Source organism: Pseudomonas sp. S3E17 (assembly GCF_024168685.1).
GTDB lineage: Bacteria > Pseudomonadota > Gammaproteobacteria > Pseudomonadales > Pseudomonadaceae > Aquipseudomonas > Aquipseudomonas marginalis.
In genome coordinates this window covers 3,890,170-3,907,420 of record NZ_JALJWE010000001.1, presented here as the reverse complement: position 1 = coordinate 3,907,420, position 17,251 = coordinate 3,890,170, and the positions used below count along the sequence as shown (strand labels likewise).

14 protein-coding genes are annotated in these 17,251 nt (G+C 63.6%); 6 read left to right on the top strand and 8 right to left on the bottom strand.

Going from position 1 to position 17,251, the window contains the following annotated elements:
• Positions 1-97: 97 nt before the first annotated feature.
• The 3 genes from hemL to J3D60_RS17435 are packed head-to-tail and all read right to left on the bottom strand — an operon-like array spanning position 98 to position 2,853.
• Positions 98-1,381 carry a glutamate-1-semialdehyde 2,1-aminomutase gene (gene hemL, locus J3D60_RS17445; RefSeq protein WP_108574253.1) on the bottom strand — a complete coding sequence of 428 codons (1,284 nt, stop codon included), beginning with the start codon at positions 1,379-1,381 and terminating at the stop codon, positions 98-100.
• Positions 1,382-1,399: 18 nt separating this feature from the next.
• Positions 1,400-2,023, bottom strand: coding sequence for a thiamine phosphate synthase (gene thiE / locus J3D60_RS17440; RefSeq protein WP_065938355.1), 624 nt, complete (start codon positions 2,021-2,023; stop codon positions 1,400-1,402).
• A gap of 32 nt (positions 2,024-2,055) precedes the next feature.
• Positions 2,056-2,853 (bottom strand): hydroxymethylpyrimidine/phosphomethylpyrimidine kinase, encoded by a 798-nt coding sequence (locus tag J3D60_RS17435; protein ID WP_027605261.1) that lies wholly within the window; start codon positions 2,851-2,853, stop codon positions 2,056-2,058.
• Between the two features lie 277 nt (positions 2,854-3,130).
• On the opposite strand from J3D60_RS17435, the gene J3D60_RS17430 reads away from it, so the two are divergent.
• The 4 genes from J3D60_RS17430 (at position 3,131) to J3D60_RS17415 (ending at position 9,655) form a co-directional block, all read left to right on the top strand.
• Entirely contained in the window at positions 3,131-5,521 is a 2,391-nt protein-coding gene (locus J3D60_RS17430) for a hybrid sensor histidine kinase/response regulator (RefSeq protein WP_253492169.1), read from the top strand.
• 103 nt (positions 5,522-5,624) lie between these two features.
• Positions 5,625-7,280: an acyl-CoA dehydrogenase family protein gene (locus tag J3D60_RS17425; RefSeq protein WP_253492167.1), complete on the top strand. Its 1,656-nt coding sequence runs from the start codon at positions 5,625-5,627 to the stop codon at positions 7,278-7,280.
• Positions 7,281-7,475: 195 nt separating this feature from the next.
• Entirely contained in the window at positions 7,476-8,948 is a 1,473-nt protein-coding gene (gene amn, locus J3D60_RS17420) for an AMP nucleosidase (protein WP_024077553.1), read from the top strand.
• Between the two features lie 71 nt (positions 8,949-9,019).
• Entirely contained in the window at positions 9,020-9,655 is a 636-nt protein-coding gene (locus tag J3D60_RS17415; RefSeq protein WP_027605265.1) for a pseudouridine synthase, read from the top strand.
• On the opposite strand, the gene J3D60_RS17410 is transcribed toward J3D60_RS17415, so the two are convergent.
• Together J3D60_RS17410 and J3D60_RS17405 are read right to left on the bottom strand one after the other, a co-directional pair.
• Positions 9,650-9,859 carry a DUF2788 domain-containing protein gene (locus J3D60_RS17410; protein ID WP_025999909.1) on the bottom strand — a complete coding sequence of 70 codons (210 nt, stop codon included), beginning with the start codon at positions 9,857-9,859 and terminating at the stop codon, positions 9,650-9,652. The two genes, J3D60_RS17415 and J3D60_RS17410, sit on opposite strands and share 6 nt — an antisense overlap.
• A gap of 227 nt (positions 9,860-10,086) precedes the next feature.
• A complete protein-coding gene (locus tag J3D60_RS17405; RefSeq protein ID WP_003194418.1) occupies positions 10,087-10,566 on the bottom strand; it encodes an Lrp/AsnC family transcriptional regulator in 480 nt (159 codons plus the stop codon).
• Between the two features lie 431 nt (positions 10,567-10,997).
• Here J3D60_RS17405 and J3D60_RS17400 point away from each other — a divergent pair, with 431 nt between their 5' ends.
• The gene (locus J3D60_RS17400; protein WP_141156084.1) at positions 10,998-12,059 is read left to right on the top strand and encodes a DUF6515 family protein; all 1,062 of its coding nucleotides are present in this window, start codon (positions 10,998-11,000) and stop codon (positions 12,057-12,059) included.
• Here the strand turns inward: J3D60_RS17400 and J3D60_RS17395 are convergent.
• Together J3D60_RS17395 and J3D60_RS17390 are read right to left on the bottom strand one after the other, a co-directional pair.
• Positions 12,056-12,949 (bottom strand): cation diffusion facilitator family transporter, encoded by an 894-nt coding sequence (locus J3D60_RS17395; protein WP_253492165.1) that lies wholly within the window; start codon positions 12,947-12,949, stop codon positions 12,056-12,058. The genes J3D60_RS17400 and J3D60_RS17395 overlap by 4 nt on opposite strands.
• A 9-nt stretch (positions 12,950-12,958) precedes the next feature.
• Complete coding sequence (locus J3D60_RS17390; RefSeq protein WP_065938349.1) at positions 12,959-13,378, bottom strand: polyribonucleotide nucleotidyltransferase; 420 nt, start codon at positions 13,376-13,378, stop codon at positions 12,959-12,961.
• Between the two features lie 110 nt (positions 13,379-13,488).
• Between J3D60_RS17390 and hrpB the strand changes: the two genes are divergently transcribed.
• Positions 13,489-15,999, top strand: a complete 2,511-nt coding sequence (gene hrpB / locus J3D60_RS17385; RefSeq protein WP_253492163.1) for an ATP-dependent helicase HrpB — start codon at positions 13,489-13,491, stop codon at positions 15,997-15,999.
• Between the two features lie 137 nt (positions 16,000-16,136).
• Here hrpB and J3D60_RS17380 read toward each other — a convergent pair whose 3' ends face one another.
• Positions 16,137-17,225, bottom strand: coding sequence for an endonuclease/exonuclease/phosphatase family protein (locus J3D60_RS17380; RefSeq protein ID WP_253492161.1), 1,089 nt, complete (start codon positions 17,223-17,225; stop codon positions 16,137-16,139).
• Positions 17,226-17,251 lie beyond the last annotated feature (26 nt).

Here is a 17,251-nt window from a genome sequence, read left to right as displayed (position 1 = left end):
CGGATTGCAGGTAAATTCTCGGAAAAATAAGGAAATGCCTGTAGGCAAAGTAGCGAATCTGACGCCGCCCACCGCGACGTCAGGTTTTTGCGCCGGCTTATTTCAGTGCGGCGAAGGCGCGTTCGGCGGCATCCAGGGTCAGTTTCAGCTCGGCGTCGCCATGGGCGATCGAGGTGAAGCCGGCTTCGAAGGCACTCGGCGCCAGGTACACGCCGCCCTCCAGCATCAGGTGGAAGAAGCGCTTGAACAGGTCGGCATCGCTGCCCATCACATCATCAAAGGTGACGATGTCATCGGCGCCGCTGAAGTACAGGCCAAACATGCCGCCCGCTTGCGTGGTCACGAACGGGATACCGGCGGCATCGGCGCGCTGTTGCAGGCCGTCCAGCAGGCGGGTGGTGTAGTCGGTCAGCTCGGCGTGGAAGCCCGGGCGGCTGATCAGGCGCAGGGTGGTCAGGCCGGCCGCCATGGCCAGCGGGTTACCCGAGAGCGTGCCGGCCTGATACACCGGGCCCAGCGGCGCGATGTGCTGCATGATTTCACGCTTGCCGCCGAAGCAGCCCACGGGCATGCCGCCCCCGATGATCTTGCCGAATGTGCTCAGGTCCGGCGTGACGCCGTAGTGCGCCTGGGCGCCGCCGAGGGCAACGCGGAAGCCGGTCATCACTTCGTCGAAAATCAGCACCACGCCGTGCTTGTCGCACTGTTCGCGCAGGCCTTCCAGAAAGCCCGGGGCGGGCGGCACACAGTTCATGTTGCCGGCCACCGGCTCGACGATGATGCACGCCACATCCTGGCCGACTTCGCTGAGCATCTGCTCGACGGCGCCGATGTCGTTGAACGGCAGGGTCAGAGTGTGTTTGGCGAACGCTGCCGGTACGCCGGCCGAGCTGGGTACGCCTTGGGTCAGCGCGCCGGAACCGGCTTTGACCAGCAGGCTGTCGGAATGGCCGTGGTAGCAGCCTTCGAACTTGATGATGCTGTCGCGGCCGGTGAAACCACGGGCCAGGCGAATCGCACTCATGGTGGCTTCGGTGCCGGAGCTGACCATGCGCACCATCTCCATCGACGGCACGATGCTGCAGACCAGATCGGCCATCTCGGTTTCCATGGCGGTCGGCGCGCCGTAGGACAGGCCGTGTTCCAGCTGCCTGCGCACGGCGTCCAGCACGTCGGGGTGGCTGTGGCCGAGGATCATCGGGCCCCAGGAGCCGACGTAATCCACGTAGCGCTTGTCATCTTCGTCGGTGACGTAGGCGCCTTCGGCATGCTTGAAGAACAACGGCGTGCCGCCCACGCTTTTGAACGCACGCACGGGGGAGTTCACACCGCCGGGGATGTGTTTCTGGGCATTGGCAAACAGGGTTTCGGAACGAGACATGGTGAGGGCTCTCTGAATTCAGGATTTGATGAGTTCGTTGAAGGCGCGGGCGCGGCGCGTGACTTCCTGGGTACTGTCGGCACCGAACAGGCCGTGGACCACGGCCAGCAGGTCGGCACCCTGGGCCACCAGCGGTGCGGCGTTTTCCAGGGTGATGCCGCCGATCACGCAGATCGGCACATGCAGGCGCTTGCGGGCCTCGGCGAGCATTTCAACGGTGGCGGCCGGAGCGCCCGGCTTGGTGTTGGAATTGAAGAAGCGGCCGAAGGCGACATAGCTGGCGCCTTCTTTTGCCGCCTGTTCGGCCAGTTCGATCTGGCCGTGGCAGGTGGCGCCGATGATCGCCTTGGAACCGAGCAACGCACGGGCCGGTGTCAGTGGGCCGTCGGTCTGGCCCAGGTGCACGCCGACGCCCAGGCGTGCGGCCAGGTCGAAGTCATCATTGATAATAAGCTGGGTCTTGTAGCGCGAGCACAGCTCCCGCAGTTTTTCGGCTTCGCGCAGGCGCCGGGCTTCGTCGCTGCTTTTGTCGCGGTACTGCAGCAGGGTCACGCCACCGTCCAATGCCGCTTCGACGTAGGCGAGGAACTTGCCGGCCAACAGTTGGCTGTCGGTAATGGCGTAAAGGCCACGTAGTTTCATCGGGCAGGCCTCTTGCTGTTAAGAGCAGATAGTTACGAGCAGAAATCCAGTGGCAGACGGCGCGGTACGAACTGGCCCTGGCCGAGTTGTTCGGCGTCACGCAGGGTGCGCCAAGTGTAGTTAAGTGCCGACTGCACCGCACTCACCAGCCCTTCGCCTTGGGCGATCCGTCCGGCCAGGGCGCTGGCCAGGGTGCAGCCCGACCCGTGATAGCTGCCGGGCAGGCGCTGGCAGGTAAAGGTCTGGCGCGTGCCATCACGGCTGTAGAGACGGTTGTGCACTTCGTGCTCATCACCATGGCCGCCGGTGATCAACAGGTGCTTGATAAACGGCAACAGCTTCGCGGCGCATTCGTCGGCGGTGCCCTCGGGCAGTTCGGCGAGGATGCGGGCTTCAGGCAGGTTCGGCGTGGCGATCAGCGACAGCGGCAGCAGCCGCTCGCGCATGGCATAGCCGACTTCGTCCTTGCCCAGGCTGCCACCGCCGCCGGCGCGCAGCACCGGGTCGCACACCACCGGCAGGTGCGGGTGCGCCTGCAGCAGTTCGACCACGGTGTCGACCATCGCGGTGGAGCCGAGCATGCCCAGCTTGACCGCCGCCACGTCGGAGTCACCGAGTACGGCATTGGCCTGGGCCATTACCCACTCACGGTCCAGTACGCGGAAATCGCTGACATTGACGGTATTCTGCACGGTCAGGGCAGTGACGGCCGGGGCCGCATGGCAGCCTTGGGCGAGGAGGGCTTCGATATCTGCCTGCAAGCCGGCGCCACCACTGGGATCATGGCCGGAGAGACAGAGGACAACGGGGCGAGAGCTGTAGATATTCATGGTGCGCGAGCTTACCACCAAACGCTTTTGGCGGGGCCTTCGGGCGATGGTTGAATGTTGTCGCGCGAACGCCGCTTTTTTGGCGTGTGCTCGGCTGCGAAAACGCTCTGAAAGCCTTGTTCTAGAGCCTTTCAAAAAATTATTTCAATGGTGTCCAATGGCCTTTAGCGGCTATGCTAAAGTGGATTCAAACAACTTAACTGTACCGCCGGTGTACGTCTTCTCAAAAGGAATGGGGGGCTTTTGACATAACCGGACAGGCCACGCTGGGGCTCGCATGCGCTATTTGCTGATCTTATTGTTGTGCGGGCTACCGATGCTCGCCAGCGCCATCGAGTTCAACCAGGACACCCGAAGCCTGCCGCTGGGCCGAGCCATGCAAGTGCTCGAAGACCCCACCGATGCCCTCACCATCGCCGAAGTAAGCTCCCCCGCCTACGCCGCTCAATTCAAGCACCATGACAAAGCCACCCTCAACGCAGGCTATTCGCGCTCGGTGTTCTGGCTCAAGGTCGACCTGCATTACGTGGCCAAGGACCCCCGTGCCCCCCGCACCTGGTTCCTGGAGTTGGCTTACCCGCCGCTGAATCATCTGGACCTGTACCAGAACGATGGCACCGGCAACTATCGGCTGGCCAGCCGTACCGGCAGTGCGCTGCCTTTTTCCAGCCGTGAGGTCAGCCAGAGCAACTACCTGTTCAAGCTCAATTTCGTGCCCGACCAGCAGCAAACGCTCTACCTGCGCCTGCAAAGCGAGGGCTCGATCCAGGCGCCGTTGACGCTCTGGGCCGGCACCGCTTACCTGGAGCAACAACCGCTGCGCCTGTCTGTGCTGGGGGTGATCTATGGCGTCCTGCTGGGGATGCTGGTCTACAACCTGTTCATCTACCTGAGCGTGCGCGACACCAGCTACCTGTATTACATCCTCTATATCGCCTCGTTTGGCCTGTACCAACTGTCGGTCAATGGCGTGGCGGTGCAGTACTTCTGGCCGAACAGCCCGTGGTGGGCGAATGCGGCGGTGCCGTTGCTGATCGGTTCGGCGGCGCTGTTCGGCAGCCTGTTCGCCCGCAGCTTCCTGCATACCGCGCAGCACAGCCGCTGGCTCAACCGGCTCTTGCTGGCACTGGCGGTGTGCGGCGGCGTAGTGATGGCGCTGGCGCTGCTGACCAGCTACGCCCTGGCCTTGCGCCTGGCGACCGGCCTGGCGCTGGTATTCACCGTGACCATCTTCGTCGCCGCCATCAAGGCCTGGTACTGCGGCCAGCGAGTGGCGCGGTATTTCATCATCGCCTGGTCGGCGTTCCTGCTGGGCGGGGTGGTGAACACGCTGATGGTGCTGGGCTACCTGCCCAATGTGTTCCTCACCATGTACGCCAGCCAGATCGGCTCGGCAATTGAAGTGGCGCTGTTATCCCTGGCCCTCGCCGACCGCATCAATGCCATGCGTGAACAACAGGCACAGATCCTGTTCGATGCCAGCCAGAAGCTCGAAGTGCTCAACCAGCAACTGGCCCGCAGCAACCGTCTCAAGGATGAATTCCTCGCGACGCTGACCCACGAACTGCGCACGCCCATGAACGGTGTGATCGGCTCCCTTGAGCTGATGCAAACGGTGCCGCTGGACGACGACCTGGCGCAGTACCAGCAAACGGCCGCCGGTTCGGCACGGGACATGATGCGCATGGTCAACGGCATCCTCACCCTCACCGAATTGCAGGCCGGACGCCTGAGTGCCCAGCCTCGGGTGTTCAGCCTGCGGGGCGTGCTCGACACCCTGCGCCAGCAATTCGCCACCAGTGCCCAAGGCAAAGGCCTGGCGTTTTCCATCGATGTGGCCGATGAGCTGCCGGACCGCATGGTGGGCGACGCCGACAAACTGCTCCAGTGCCTGGATTGCCTGTTGGACAATGCGTTCAAGTTCACCCGCGAAGGTTCCGTGCGCCTGCGGGTGGTGGGTGTGACTCACAGTGACGGCGATGTGCGCCTGAGCTTCATTGTGACCGACACCGGTATCGGCTTCGCCTTCCTTGACGAGGCGACCTTGTACCAGCGCTTTTTCCAACTCGATGGCTCCATGACCCGCGAATACGGCGGCCTGGGCATCGGCCTGGCCATCTGCCGGCAATTGATCGAGCTGTTGGGCGGGCGCCTTACCCATCATTCCGAGCCGCACAAGGGCAGCCGCTTCCAGCTGGACGTGAACGTCAGCCCGGTGCCGATCGAGGCAAAACCGGTGCCCGGCCGGCAACGCGCGCCCCAGGATTGCGCGGTATTGCTGGTGGATGACAACAGCGTGGGCCAGTTGGCGGTGCGCGGCATGTTGCTCAAGCTGGGTTACCGGGTGAAAACCGTGGACAGTGGCCCGGCGGCGTTGGCGGCCTTGCAGGGGCAAAACTTCGACGCGGTCTTGCTGGATGTGCCCGAAGGCGGCTTCTCGTTGTGTTGTCAGATCCGTGCACTGCCGGGCTGCGGTGAATTGCCGGTGATCGCCTTGAGTGCGTCGCTGCACACGTCCGAGCGCGAGCGCAGCCATGGCGTCGGCATCACCGACCGTCTGGCCAAGCCGGTGCGCTTCGAGGCGCTGCAGTCGGTACTGGAGCGCCGCTTGTTGAGCGCGCTCGAGGGCGAAAGCGCCGGGCATTCGGCGGGTATGCCACTTTTTTAACCCGGATGACGGTGCTTAACTGAAAAAACCGGCCTCAATCGATCTGCGCCTTTCTTTATGGGTAGGTGCGCATTCGACAGGGCCTTTTTCCAGGAGGCCCGTCATGAACCTGCATCAGTTCGCCGAAACCCACGACGTCACCAACCAGCCGCCCTCCCTGGACGGCACCAACCTGTACCGCATCGACGTGCCCCTGCAAGACTGGTCGCGGCGCTTTGGCGCCGGCTGGGCGCAGGCGCGCATCGATGCGTACGGGGCGTTGGCCGGCGGGCCGCTGATGGCGGCCGGGTTCCTGGCCAACCAGAACAAACCGGTGTTCAGCAGCCATGACCGGTATGGGCATCGCATCGACCTGGTGGAGTTTCACCCGGCCTACCACGAGCTGATGCGCACCGCGGTCGAGCATGGCCTGCCGTCGCTGCCGTGGGCCCATCCACAGTCCGGTGCCCATGTGGCGCGTGCGGCCATGACCTACCTGCACAGTCAGGCTGAGGCCGGCACCGGCTGCCCGCTGACCATGACTTTTGCCTGCGTCCCGGCCCTGCGCCTGCAACCCGACCTGGCGCAGACCTGGCTGCCGAAAATCCTCAGCACCCACTATGACCCGCGCAATGTCGGCATTGCCCACAAGGCCGGTGCAACCATCGGCATGGCCATGACCGAGAAACAGGGTGGCACCGACGTGCGTGCCAACACCACTCGCGCCTATCCGGTGGGCGCCGGCGGGCCCGGGCAAGCCTATGAGCTGGTCGGTCACAAGTGGTTCTGCTCGGCGCCGATGTGCGATGCCTTTCTGACCCTGGCCCAGACCGACAAAGGCCTGACCTGTTTCCTGCTGCCCCGGCACCGCCCGGATGACACCCGCAACGAGTTCTATATCCAGCGCCTGAAAAACAAATTGGGCAACTGCTCCAATGCGTCCAGTGAAGTGGAGTTTCGTGGGGCCCTGGCCTGGATGATCGGCGAAGAGGGGCGTGGCGTGCCCACCATCATCGAGATGGTCGCCATGACCCGCTTCGATTGCATGGTCGGTTCCAGTGCCTTGATGCGCCAGGCGCTGACCCAGGCCAGCCATCACTGTGCTCATCGCCGGGTCGGTGGCCGTGTGCTCAGCGAGCAGCCGCTGATGCAAAACGTGCTGGCCGACCTCGCCCTGGAAAGCGAAGCCTCGCTGGCCTTGAGCATGCGCATGGGCTGCGCCCTGGACAACCTGGGCGATGAGCGCGAAGCCAAGTTCGCTCGGCTGGTAACGGCGGTGGGTAAGTATTGGATCTGCAAGCGCGCCCCGGCGATGATCAACGAAGCCGCCGAGTGCATGGGCGGCGCGGGCTATGTGGAGGACAGCATTCTGCCGCGCCTGTACCGTGAAGCGCCGGTGAATTCGACGTGGGAAGGTTCCGGCAATGTGCAATGCCTGGACGTGCTGCGCGTACTGTCCAAGGAGCCCGGCGTGCTGGAAGCGCTGTTTGTCGAACTCGGTGACGGGCATGGCGATAAGCAACTGGCACGGCATATCGAACACCTGAAGTCGGCGTTCATGGACACCCAGGACATTCAGTACCGCGCGCGGCAGTTGACCGAGGATATTGCCGTGGCGCTACAGGCCAAGTTGCTGCTGGAGGACGGTCATGCGGCGGTCAGCGATGGTTTTATCGCCAGCCGTTTGGGCCAGTCGTCTGGCCGCGTCTACGGCACCTTGCCGCGTGGCGTCGATGTCGGGGCCATCGTCGCGCGCTCAAGCCCCAATGTCTCTGAATAAACACGGTCCACATGTGGGAGGGGGCTTGCTCCCGATGGCTGAGTGTCAGTCAGCCTATCTGTAAACTGACCCACCGCTATCGGGATCAAGCTCCCTCCCACAGGGATTGCAGCCCTCTTGAGAGGGCACTCCAATTCAAGGTTTGCGTCTGACAGGGATACAGGCAAGATAAAGGCCTGCAAGTCAGAACACAGGATGCTTACCGTGACCGAAGCTTTTGTTGTCGTTCAAACCGCCGAAGAAGCCGTGGATCGGCTGGCGGCCCTGCATGAGCGGGCTACCGGCGCGCTCAATCAAGCCCTCAAGCAATACCTCAAGGACCGCGTCGAACCCGACGCCGAACAGCGCGCGCTGTTTCGCTACCCGGAACTGCGCCTGACTTACCACTGCCACGGCGAAGTCCCACAGACTACCCGGGCGTATGCCAAGGTCCAGTTACCCGGGACCTACAGCGTAACCGTCACGCATCCGGCAGCGTTCCGTAAGTATTTGCTGGAACAACTGGTGCCGCTGATGCACGACTTCACCGTGACCGTGGAAGTGGGCGTCAGCCAGCAGAACATTCCTTATCCGTACGTGGTGGAGCAGGGCGACGAACTGGCCGGCTCCGGTGTGACCGCCGCGACCTTGGCGCGCGTGTTCCCCAGCACCGACCTGTCGGCCGCCACCGACGGCATCGCCGATGGCCTGTACGACTGGGAAAACACCGACCCGCTGCCCCTGGCCCTGTTCGATGCGGCGCGCGTGGACTTTTCCCTGCGCCGGTTGGTGCATTACACCGGCAGCGACTGGCGCCATGTGCAGCCGTGGATCCTGCTGACCAACTACCACCGCTATGTCGACCAGTTCATCCTGCATGGCCTGGAACAACTGCGCAGCGATCCGCGTTTTATCCGCATGGTGCTGCCGGGCAATGTGATCATCGACAAGAGCATGGACCACGGCGAAGCCTCGGCGATTGCCGCCGGCGTAGTGTGGCACCGCTACCAGATGCCGGCCTATCACCTGCAGGCCAGCGATGGCCACGGCGTGACCCTGGTGAACATCGGTGTCGGCCCGTCCAACGCTAAGAACATCACTGACCACCTGGCGGTGCTGCGTCCGCATTGCTGGCTGATGATTGGCCACTGTGGCGGCCTGCGCCAATCCCAGACCATCGGCGACTACGTACTGGCCCACGCCTATATGCGCCGCGATGGGATTCTCGACCGGGTGGTACCGCCGAACATCCCGATCCCGGCCCTGGCCGAAGTGCAGATGGCCTTGCAGCAGGCGGCGGCGAATGTTACCGGTGAGAAAGGCGAAGAACTGAAAAAACGCCTGCGTACCGGCACCGTGCTGACCTACGACGACCGCAACTGGGAACTGCGCTGGGCTCAGGAACGGCCGTTGATCAACCTGTCCCGCGCCGTGGCGGTGGACATGGAAAGCGGCACCATCGCCGCCCAGGGCTACCGCTTGCGCGTACCGTACGGCACGTTGTTGTGTGTGTCGGACAAGCCGCTGCACAGCGAGATCAAGCTGCCGGGCTCGGCCAACGCGTTCTACGAACGTGCGGTCAGCCAGCACTTGAAGATCGGCATCGAGGCGGTGGACCTGTTGCGCACCGAACTCAACTCGTTGCACTCGCGCAAACTGCGCAGCTTCGACGAGCCGCCGTTCCGCTAAGCGGTTGGGATGGTCATTTAGCGGTCAGGCCACTAGCATTGTCGGTCCTGACCGTTAGATGTTCCTTTGCCATGTCCCGTCCCACCCGTCCCGATTCGCGCCGCCCTGGCGTGAAACCTCCGTATTCTGCCGCGCGCCGTGTTGCCAAGGCGCCACCGGCCGAGCCGAAGTTGGTGCTGTTCAATAAACCCTTCGATGTGCTGACCCAGTTCAGCGACGAAGGCGGGCGCGCGACGCTCAAGGACTTTATCGACATTCCCGGCATCTACCCGGCAGGTCGCCTGGACCGTGACAGCGAAGGTCTGTTGTTGCTGACCAACGACGGCCAGCTGCAGGCGCGTATTGCCGACCCCAAGCACAAGCTGGCGAAAACCTACTGGGTGCAGGTGGAGGGCGAACCTACCGAAGCATTGCTGCAACGCCTGCGCGACGGCGTAGAGCTCAACGACGGCAAAACCTTGCCCGCCGAGGCCCGGCGTTTGGATGAGCCGGCGTTATGGCCGCGCAACCCGCCGGTGCGCTTTCGCAAAAACCTACCGACGTACTGGCTTGAACTGGTGATTCGAGAGGGGCGTAACCGCCAGGTTCGGCGCATGACCGCCGCCGTGGGCCTGCCGACCTTGCGCCTGGTGCGGGTGCGTATTGGCGATTGGACAATCGACGGCCTGGACCAAGGCCAATGGAAGGAAGTCCCCGCGCGTTTATAAAGCGCCGGACTCGATCAGGCCGATCACTACGCTCTTGATGATGAACGCGGCCACGCCCAGGCCCAGTACGAAAAACAGGATGAACGAACCAAAGCGCCCGGCCTTGGATTTCTTTGCCAGGTCCCAGACGATAAAGCCCATGAAAATGATCAGGATAGTGACCAGGCCGGTCATCATCCATTCTTCGAACAGGGCGGGGTCGATGTTGTTCATGGGCTCTTCCAACGGGGCAGGCGGCAAGTATACGGCAGCGTCACAGGCGCAACATTGACCTGCGTCGGTGCGTCGCACGCAGACTTCACTGTTGAAACACGGGCCAAATGTGGGAGGGGGCTTGCCCCCGATAGCGGTGTGTCAGGCTGTGTATCTGGTGACTGATACTCCATCGGGGGCAAGCCCCCTCCCACATTTGATCTTCATTGTTCATGGGATCAGGTGCGCAGGTGGGTCAGCGGCAGCTCGGTGCTGTTGAGCACCTGGTTCAGCACAAAGCTCGAGCGCACGCTGGTCACGCCTTCGATCCGGGTGAGGTGGCCCAGCAGCAGTTTCTGATAGTGGTCCATGTCCGGCACCACCACTTTCAACTGATAGTCCGCATCCATCCCGGTGACCAGGCTGCATTCCAGCACCTGGGGCAGGGTGCGGATGGCCGCTTCGAAGTTCTCGAAACGCTCGGGGGTGTGGCGGTCCATGCCGATCAGCACATAGGCGGTGAGGCTCAGGCCGAGCATCTTGCGGTCGAGCAGGGCGACCTGGCGCGCGATGTAGCCGTCGTCCTCTAACTGCTTGACGCGGCGTGAGCAGGGCGAAGGCGACAGGCCGATACGCTCGGCCAACTCCTGGTTGGAGATCCTCGCGTCGCGCTGCAATTCCGCCAAAATACTCAGGTCGTATCGGTCAAGCTTGCTCATTGGGTTGGCCTTTGTCGTAACTATTGCGGTGAATTATCCATGAAGGGTTAAAAATTGCGCAAGCACTGTTTATTGACGCAATCTTCGCAATCATCTGTCCGGCGCTGGCCTGTATCGTTATCAACAGAATCACCGCCTGGACAACAGTCCACAGCAGCTCGCCCAATCAGGCTTGCTGCGGCCGCCACCCCAGCAGGGTCGAGCCGGCCTCCAGGCTGCACACTGTCCACAAGACGGCGTGAGGTGAGCCAACGTCAAAAGCGTTGAGCATGGACGAAGTTCTCAAGGGGTGGCCGACGGGTCACCCCTTTTCTTTTGCCTTAAGAAAATTGTTCCTGTGACTGATAACCTGTCTCAGAACCGGGCGGGGCTTTTCCAGTCTCATCTATGAGGCCGGACCTTCCAGGCCCTTATCCGCAGTGAGGAATAGCATGAAGCGCATCTGGCGTATGGCAGGTGTAGGTTTGCTGATGGTCACCGTCGGCACGCAAGTGATGGCCGACGAGCCGCGCCCTGAGGGTGGCGGCCAGCATGAAAGAGGGCCGGAGGGCGGTCGGCAAGGGCAAGGTAACGAACAGCCGCGCCCGCAGAATAACCAACCGCGCCCGCAGCCCCAGAACAATCAACCCCGGCCGGAAAATAATCAGCCACGTCCACAGAACCCGCATTTTGATCGCGCCGAGCAATCGCCCCACGGTGGCGGGCAGTGGCAAGGTCGCCCGCAAGGTGCCGAACAGCCTCGGCCAGCCCCGCAGCCTGCGAACAACCTGCCGATCCAGAGTCGCCCCGATACCGTGCGCCAGACCCAGGAACCGCGTCAGGGTTACTACCGTGACATTCCTCGACGCAACGACGACAACCGCAATTGGGAGGCCGGCGGCCCAGGCTCGCGGCCTGGCTACAACGGGCATCCCAACGATAACCGCTGGCCAGGTCGCCCCGACGGCCATGGCAACGGCTGGGGCCCCGGCCCCCAGTATCGGCCTGGCTATGTTGTCGACCGCTTCCCCGACCGCAACTACCGGGTGCCGTACCGTGGCCAGGATTACTTCTTCTCCGGCGGCTACTGGTACCGCCCCCAAGGCCCACGCTATGTGGTCGTGGCGCCGCCGTATGGCATCCGCGTGCATTACCTGCCGGACTATGCGCGTGAAGTGTGGGTAGGTGGCTCGCTGCTGTTCCTGGCCGCTGGCGCCTACTACGCCTACGAACAAAGCACCCAGCAATACGTGGTGGTGCAACCGCCGACGCAAGTGCCGGCACCGCAGCCAGCACCCCAAGGCAATGGCTATGACGTGGTGGCCTATCCCGCCAACGGGCAGTCACCGGCGCAAGTGCAGCAGGACGGCTACGACTGTTATCGCTGGGCAGTGCAACAAAGCGGCTTCGACCCGCAGGCGGTCACCTACGCCCCTGACCCGGCGGTGGTGCAAACCTACCGCCAGGCCCAGGGCAACTGCCTGAGCAGTCGCGGGTATCAGGTGCAGTACTAGGCCTTGGCGCCCGTGACCACTTCCCGTGGGTCGGCGTGCACCAGCACTTCGGCCCGCGGGTAGGCTGCGTGAATGGCATCGGCGGCCTGGTCGCTGATGCCGTGGGCCACTGACAGCGTCAACTCCCCCGGCAGTTCCAGGTGCAACTGCACGAACCAATGGTTGCCGGAGATGCGCGTGCGCAGGTCATGGGCACCCAACACCCCCGGTACGCCTCGCGCCAGTTCCAGCATGTGCTGGCTGACGTCCGGCGGCAGTTCCTCGTCCATCAACACCGCAAAGCTTTCCCTGGCGATCTGGATCGCGTTCCACAAAATGTAGGCAGCGATGCCCAGGCCGAACCAGGCGTCGACTTGATGAAAGCCCATGCCCGCCAGCACCAGCGCCACCAGGATGCTGCCGTTGAGCAGCAGGTCCGAGCGGTAGTGCAACGAGTCTGCCCGCACGGCATTGGAACCGGTTTCGCGCACAACCCGGTGTTGCAGCATCAGCAGCGCCACGGTCAGTACCAGGGAAAATACAATCACCCCGATGCTCAGCCACGGCGCGCCGACCGGTTCCGGATGCTGCAGGCGCTCGTAGGCCTGCAAGGCGATCAACACCGCACTGCCACCAATGAACAACGCCTGGGCCATGCCCGCCAGCGACTCCGCCTTGCCATGGCCGTAACGGTGATCGTCATCGGCCGGGCGCAGGGCGTAATGCACGGCCAGCAGGTTCAGCAGCGAGGTCACGCCATCGAGCAGTGAGTCGGTCAACCCGGCGAGCATGCTCACCGAGCCGCTGAGCCACCAGGCAATCGCCTTGGTGACGATCAACGCACAGGCCACGCCCACCGAGGCGCGGGTGGCCAGGCGCAACAGCCGGGCGTGTTCGGGACTGCTGGTCATAAACGTTCCTTAGGCGGCGGGTTTCAGGCCCAGGAGCGCAAGTTGTTGCACGCTGCCCTTGAACTGGATCATGCGTGGGTCGTCCAGCGGCAGGGTGCGGCCGGTTTCCTTCTGGATGATGCTTTGCAGCTTGGCGTTGTCGACCTTGCCGTCGGCGCCGATGGCTTCGTGGAGTTTTTCCGGGTCGACCTGGGCAGTCTTGCCGGGTTCGAAATAGATCGCGCCCGTGGCGAAGTCGACGCCGAACGCGATCAGGCCAGGGATCACGTAGAACAACAGGCCCACGGCATCGAGCACGGCAATGGTCGGGTCGATCTTGCCATCGATCTGGCCACGGCGGTCGGGGTAGAAAATCGACCCGCAGGCGGTGAGTTGGCTCAGCAGGGTGACGGCGAGGACACCGCCGATGACACGGGAAGCGATACGCATGGAGACTCTCCTGAACACGGTTGATACGGGACTATATAGCACTGCCATTGAGACCAGCGTCGGCATCCGGCAGTTCGCCGTTATACTCGCCGCTCTGCTTTGGAGCCAGTATGAATTCGTTGCCGATCGATGATGTTTTACCCGCCCTGCGTGACGCCTTGGCGAATCGCCATGAAGCCGTGCTGGAAGCGCCGCCCGGCGCCGGTAAAACCACCCGCGTGCCCTTGGCCTTGTTGAATGAGCCCTGGCTGGCCGGGCAGACCATCCTGATGCTCGAACCCCGGCGCCTGGCCGCCCGCGCCGCCGCGGAACGCCTGGCCAGCGAACTGGGGGAGAAAGTCGGTGAAACCGTCGGCTATCGCATCCGTCTCGACAGCAAGGTCGGACCCAACACGCGCATCGAAGTGGTCACCGAAGGCATCCTCACCCGTCGTTTGCAGGACGATCCGGCACTGGACGGTGTCGGCCTGCTGATCTTCGACGAATTCCACGAGCGCAGCCTCGACGCTGACCTGGCGCTGGCCCTGAGCCTGAACGGCCGCGACCTATTTCGCGACGAGCAACCGCTGAAAATCCTGCTGATGTCCGCCACCCTTGAAGGCGAGCGCCTGGCCAGCCTGCTGGACGATGCGCCGATCCTGCGCAGCGAGGGGCGCATGTTCCCGGTGCAGATGCGCTGGGGGCGGCCGTACCACGCCGGTGAATTCATCGAGCCGCGCGTGGTGCAAACCATTCTCGAAGCCCTGCACGATGAGACCGGCAGCGTGCTGGTGTTCCTGCCGGGCCAGGCGGAAATTCGCCGGATCAACCAGCAACTGGCCGACGCCCTGGGGCACAGCCCTGACGTGTTGCTCTGCCCGCTGCATGGCGAGCTGGACCTCAACGCCCAGCGCGCGGCCATCGATCCGGCACCGGCCGGTAAACGCAAAGTGGTGCTCGCCACCAACATCGCCGAGACCAGCCTGACCATCAACGGCGTGCGTGTGGTGATCGATGCCGGGTTGGCGCGGGTGCCGCGTTTCGACCCCGGCAGCGGCATGACCCGCCTCGACACTCAGCGCATCTCCCGCGCCAGCGCCACCCAGCGCGCGGGCCGGGCCGGGCGCTTGGAGCCAGGGGTGTGTTATCGGTTGTGGTCCGAAGACCAGCATGAAGGGCTGGCCGCATACGGCAGTGCGGAAATCCTCGCCGCAGACCTCGCCGGCCTGGCCTTGCAGCTGGCGCGCTGGGGCGTCACGCCCACGCAGCTCGTCTGGCTCGATGTGCCACCCACCGCCGCCTATGCCCAGGCCCAGGATTTGCTGGTGCGCCTCGGGGCCTTGACTGACGAAAAACTCACGGCACATGGCCAGAAGATGGCCGAGCTGCCGGCCCATCCACGTATCGCCCATTTGTTGCTGCGCGGGCAGGACCTGGGGCTGGCGGCCACGGCCTGTGATGTCGCGGCACTGTTGGGTGAGCGCGATATTTTGCGCGGTGGCGGCGCGGATTTGCACAGCCGCCTGGCGCTGATGTCCGGTGAAGAGCGTGCACGCGGTACTCAAGGCGGCGTGCAACGCGCCAAGCAACTGGCACGGCAATACCGTGGCTATTTGAGAGGCCAGGCGACCCGGCCGGTGGCCGACCCCGACCACCCACGCTGGCTCGGCGCCTTGCTGGCACTGGCTTACCCGGACCGTGTCGCCCAGCAACGTCGCCCCGGCGGTGCCGAATATCGCCTGGCCAATGGCCGCGCGGCATTATTCGCCGAGGCCGACAGCCTGATGAAACAGCCATGGCTGGTGATCGCCGACCTCGGCAGCCGCCAGGGCCAGCGTGAAGAGCGTATTTATCTGGCGGCCGACTTCGATCCGGCGCTGTTCGACACGGTGCTCGCGGAACAAGTGCGTAACGTCGATCAACTGGACTGGGACGAGCGCGAAGGCGTGCTGCGCGCCGAACGCCAGCGCAAAGTCGGTGAACTGGTGCTCAGCCGCGAACCGCTCACCGGCCTCGACGAAGCCGCGCGCAGCCAGGCGCTGGTCAACCTGGTGCGGCGCAAAGGCCTGGAACTGCTGCCCTGGACCCCGGAGCTGCGCCAATGGCAATCCCGCGTCCTGCTGTTGCGCCAGTTGGACGCCGGCAACACCAGCGAATGGCCCGACGTCAGCGACAGCGCCTTGCTCGCCAGCCTGGAGCACTGGCTGATGCCCTACCTGGGCAAAGTCTCGCGCCTGAGTCACTTCGCCAACCTGGATATTTCCAGCTACCTGCACAACCTGTTGCCCTGGCCGCTGCCCCAGCGCCTGGACGAACTGGCGCCGCAGCATGTGAAGGTGCCATCGGGTTCATCGGTGCGGTTGGACTACAGCGAACAGCCACCGATCCTGGCGGTGCGCTTGCAGGAACTGTTCGGCCTGGCCGACACCCCGCGCATTGCCGGCGGGCGCCAGGTGGTGAAGTTACACCTGTTGTCCCCGGCACGGCGGCCGGTGCAGGTGACCCAGGATTTGGCGAACTTCTGGCGCAGTACCTACGCCGAAGTGAAGAAGGATCTGAAGGGCAGGTATCCCAAGCATTACTGGCCGGATGATCCGCTGATAGCCGAGCCGACCGCGCGGATCAAACCCCGGAAGTCGTAACGCCAAAGATCCAAATGTGGGAGGGGGCTTGCTCCCGATGGCGGTGGATCCATTACAGATGAGCTGACTGACACACCGCCATCGGGAGCAAGTCGAATCGTCGCACCGCCCCTCCCACATTAATCTTGTTGTGTGGGTTATTGCGCGGCGGGCAACAGGAAGCGCGCAATCACCGGCAGATGGTTGGAAATACGCAACGTATCCTCCTGCCGAACCTTCGCCTCCACCCGCTTGATCCGCGGGCTGTAGAACAGGTAATCGACGGTGCGATCCGGGCCATCGATGCTCGGGTCATTGGGAAAGTACGTCAGCCATTTCTCACGATCAATCCCGCTGGATTGGCTGTTGCTCGGGATCATCGGGTACTTGTCCCACAGTAAATGCAGCTCACTGTCCGGCGAATACTGCCCGCGCTTGCCCGCCTCCAAACGCAGGAATTGCCCCAGGGGCAGCAGGTTGAAATCCCCGCCGATCAGCCAGGGCGTGCCACGGCCTTCGAATTTATCCAACAGCTTGACCGTGCTGATGACCTGCTCCTGCACCGCACTGCGCCCCGGCGCGTCGCCGTCCAGGCGGGTGTTGAGCACCGCCAGTTGGCCGCCATCGCTCAGCGGCAGGTAGGTCAGCAGCAAGGCCGGCTTGGGTTGGAACTGGCGGCTGATGATATTGGCCTCGGGCGCCGGCAATTGCAGGCGTTCGGCGTGTTCGATCTGGTAGCGGCTCAGGGTGGCCAGCTTGCGGCCGACGCTGCCGAAGATATGCCGGTCGGGCACGAAGTCGGCTTTCCAGTCGAAGGCCTGGGCGCTGCACGGGTAGAGGTCGACCAGGCGCTCCTGCAGAAGCGCCAGATGGTCCTGATAGTGGGAAGGCTTGGCGTTTTCGTCGAGTTCCTGCAACAGCAGGATGTCGGGTTGTTCGTCGCGAACCACCCGCGCCACTTCGTCGAGGCTGGCGGCCATGTCCTCTACGGTGGGGCGGTCGTCCGGGCCGCTGCCGTCGGCGGTGTCGTACCAGAACACGTAGTTCTTGCCGGCCAGGTATTGCACGTTCCAGGTCATGACCTTGAGCGCCTGCCCGGGCAACAGGGTTGGCGCACGGGGCGCGACGCAGCTGACGGGCAGGGTTTCCTTGGCGGCGGGGCGCCAGGTCAGGCTGTAGATCAGGGCCGTCAGCAGGCCTGCGATGATCAGCAGGCCCAGCAGGGTGATGCGCAATAAACGGGTCATCGGCTCGGCTTATGGCGTTTCAGGAG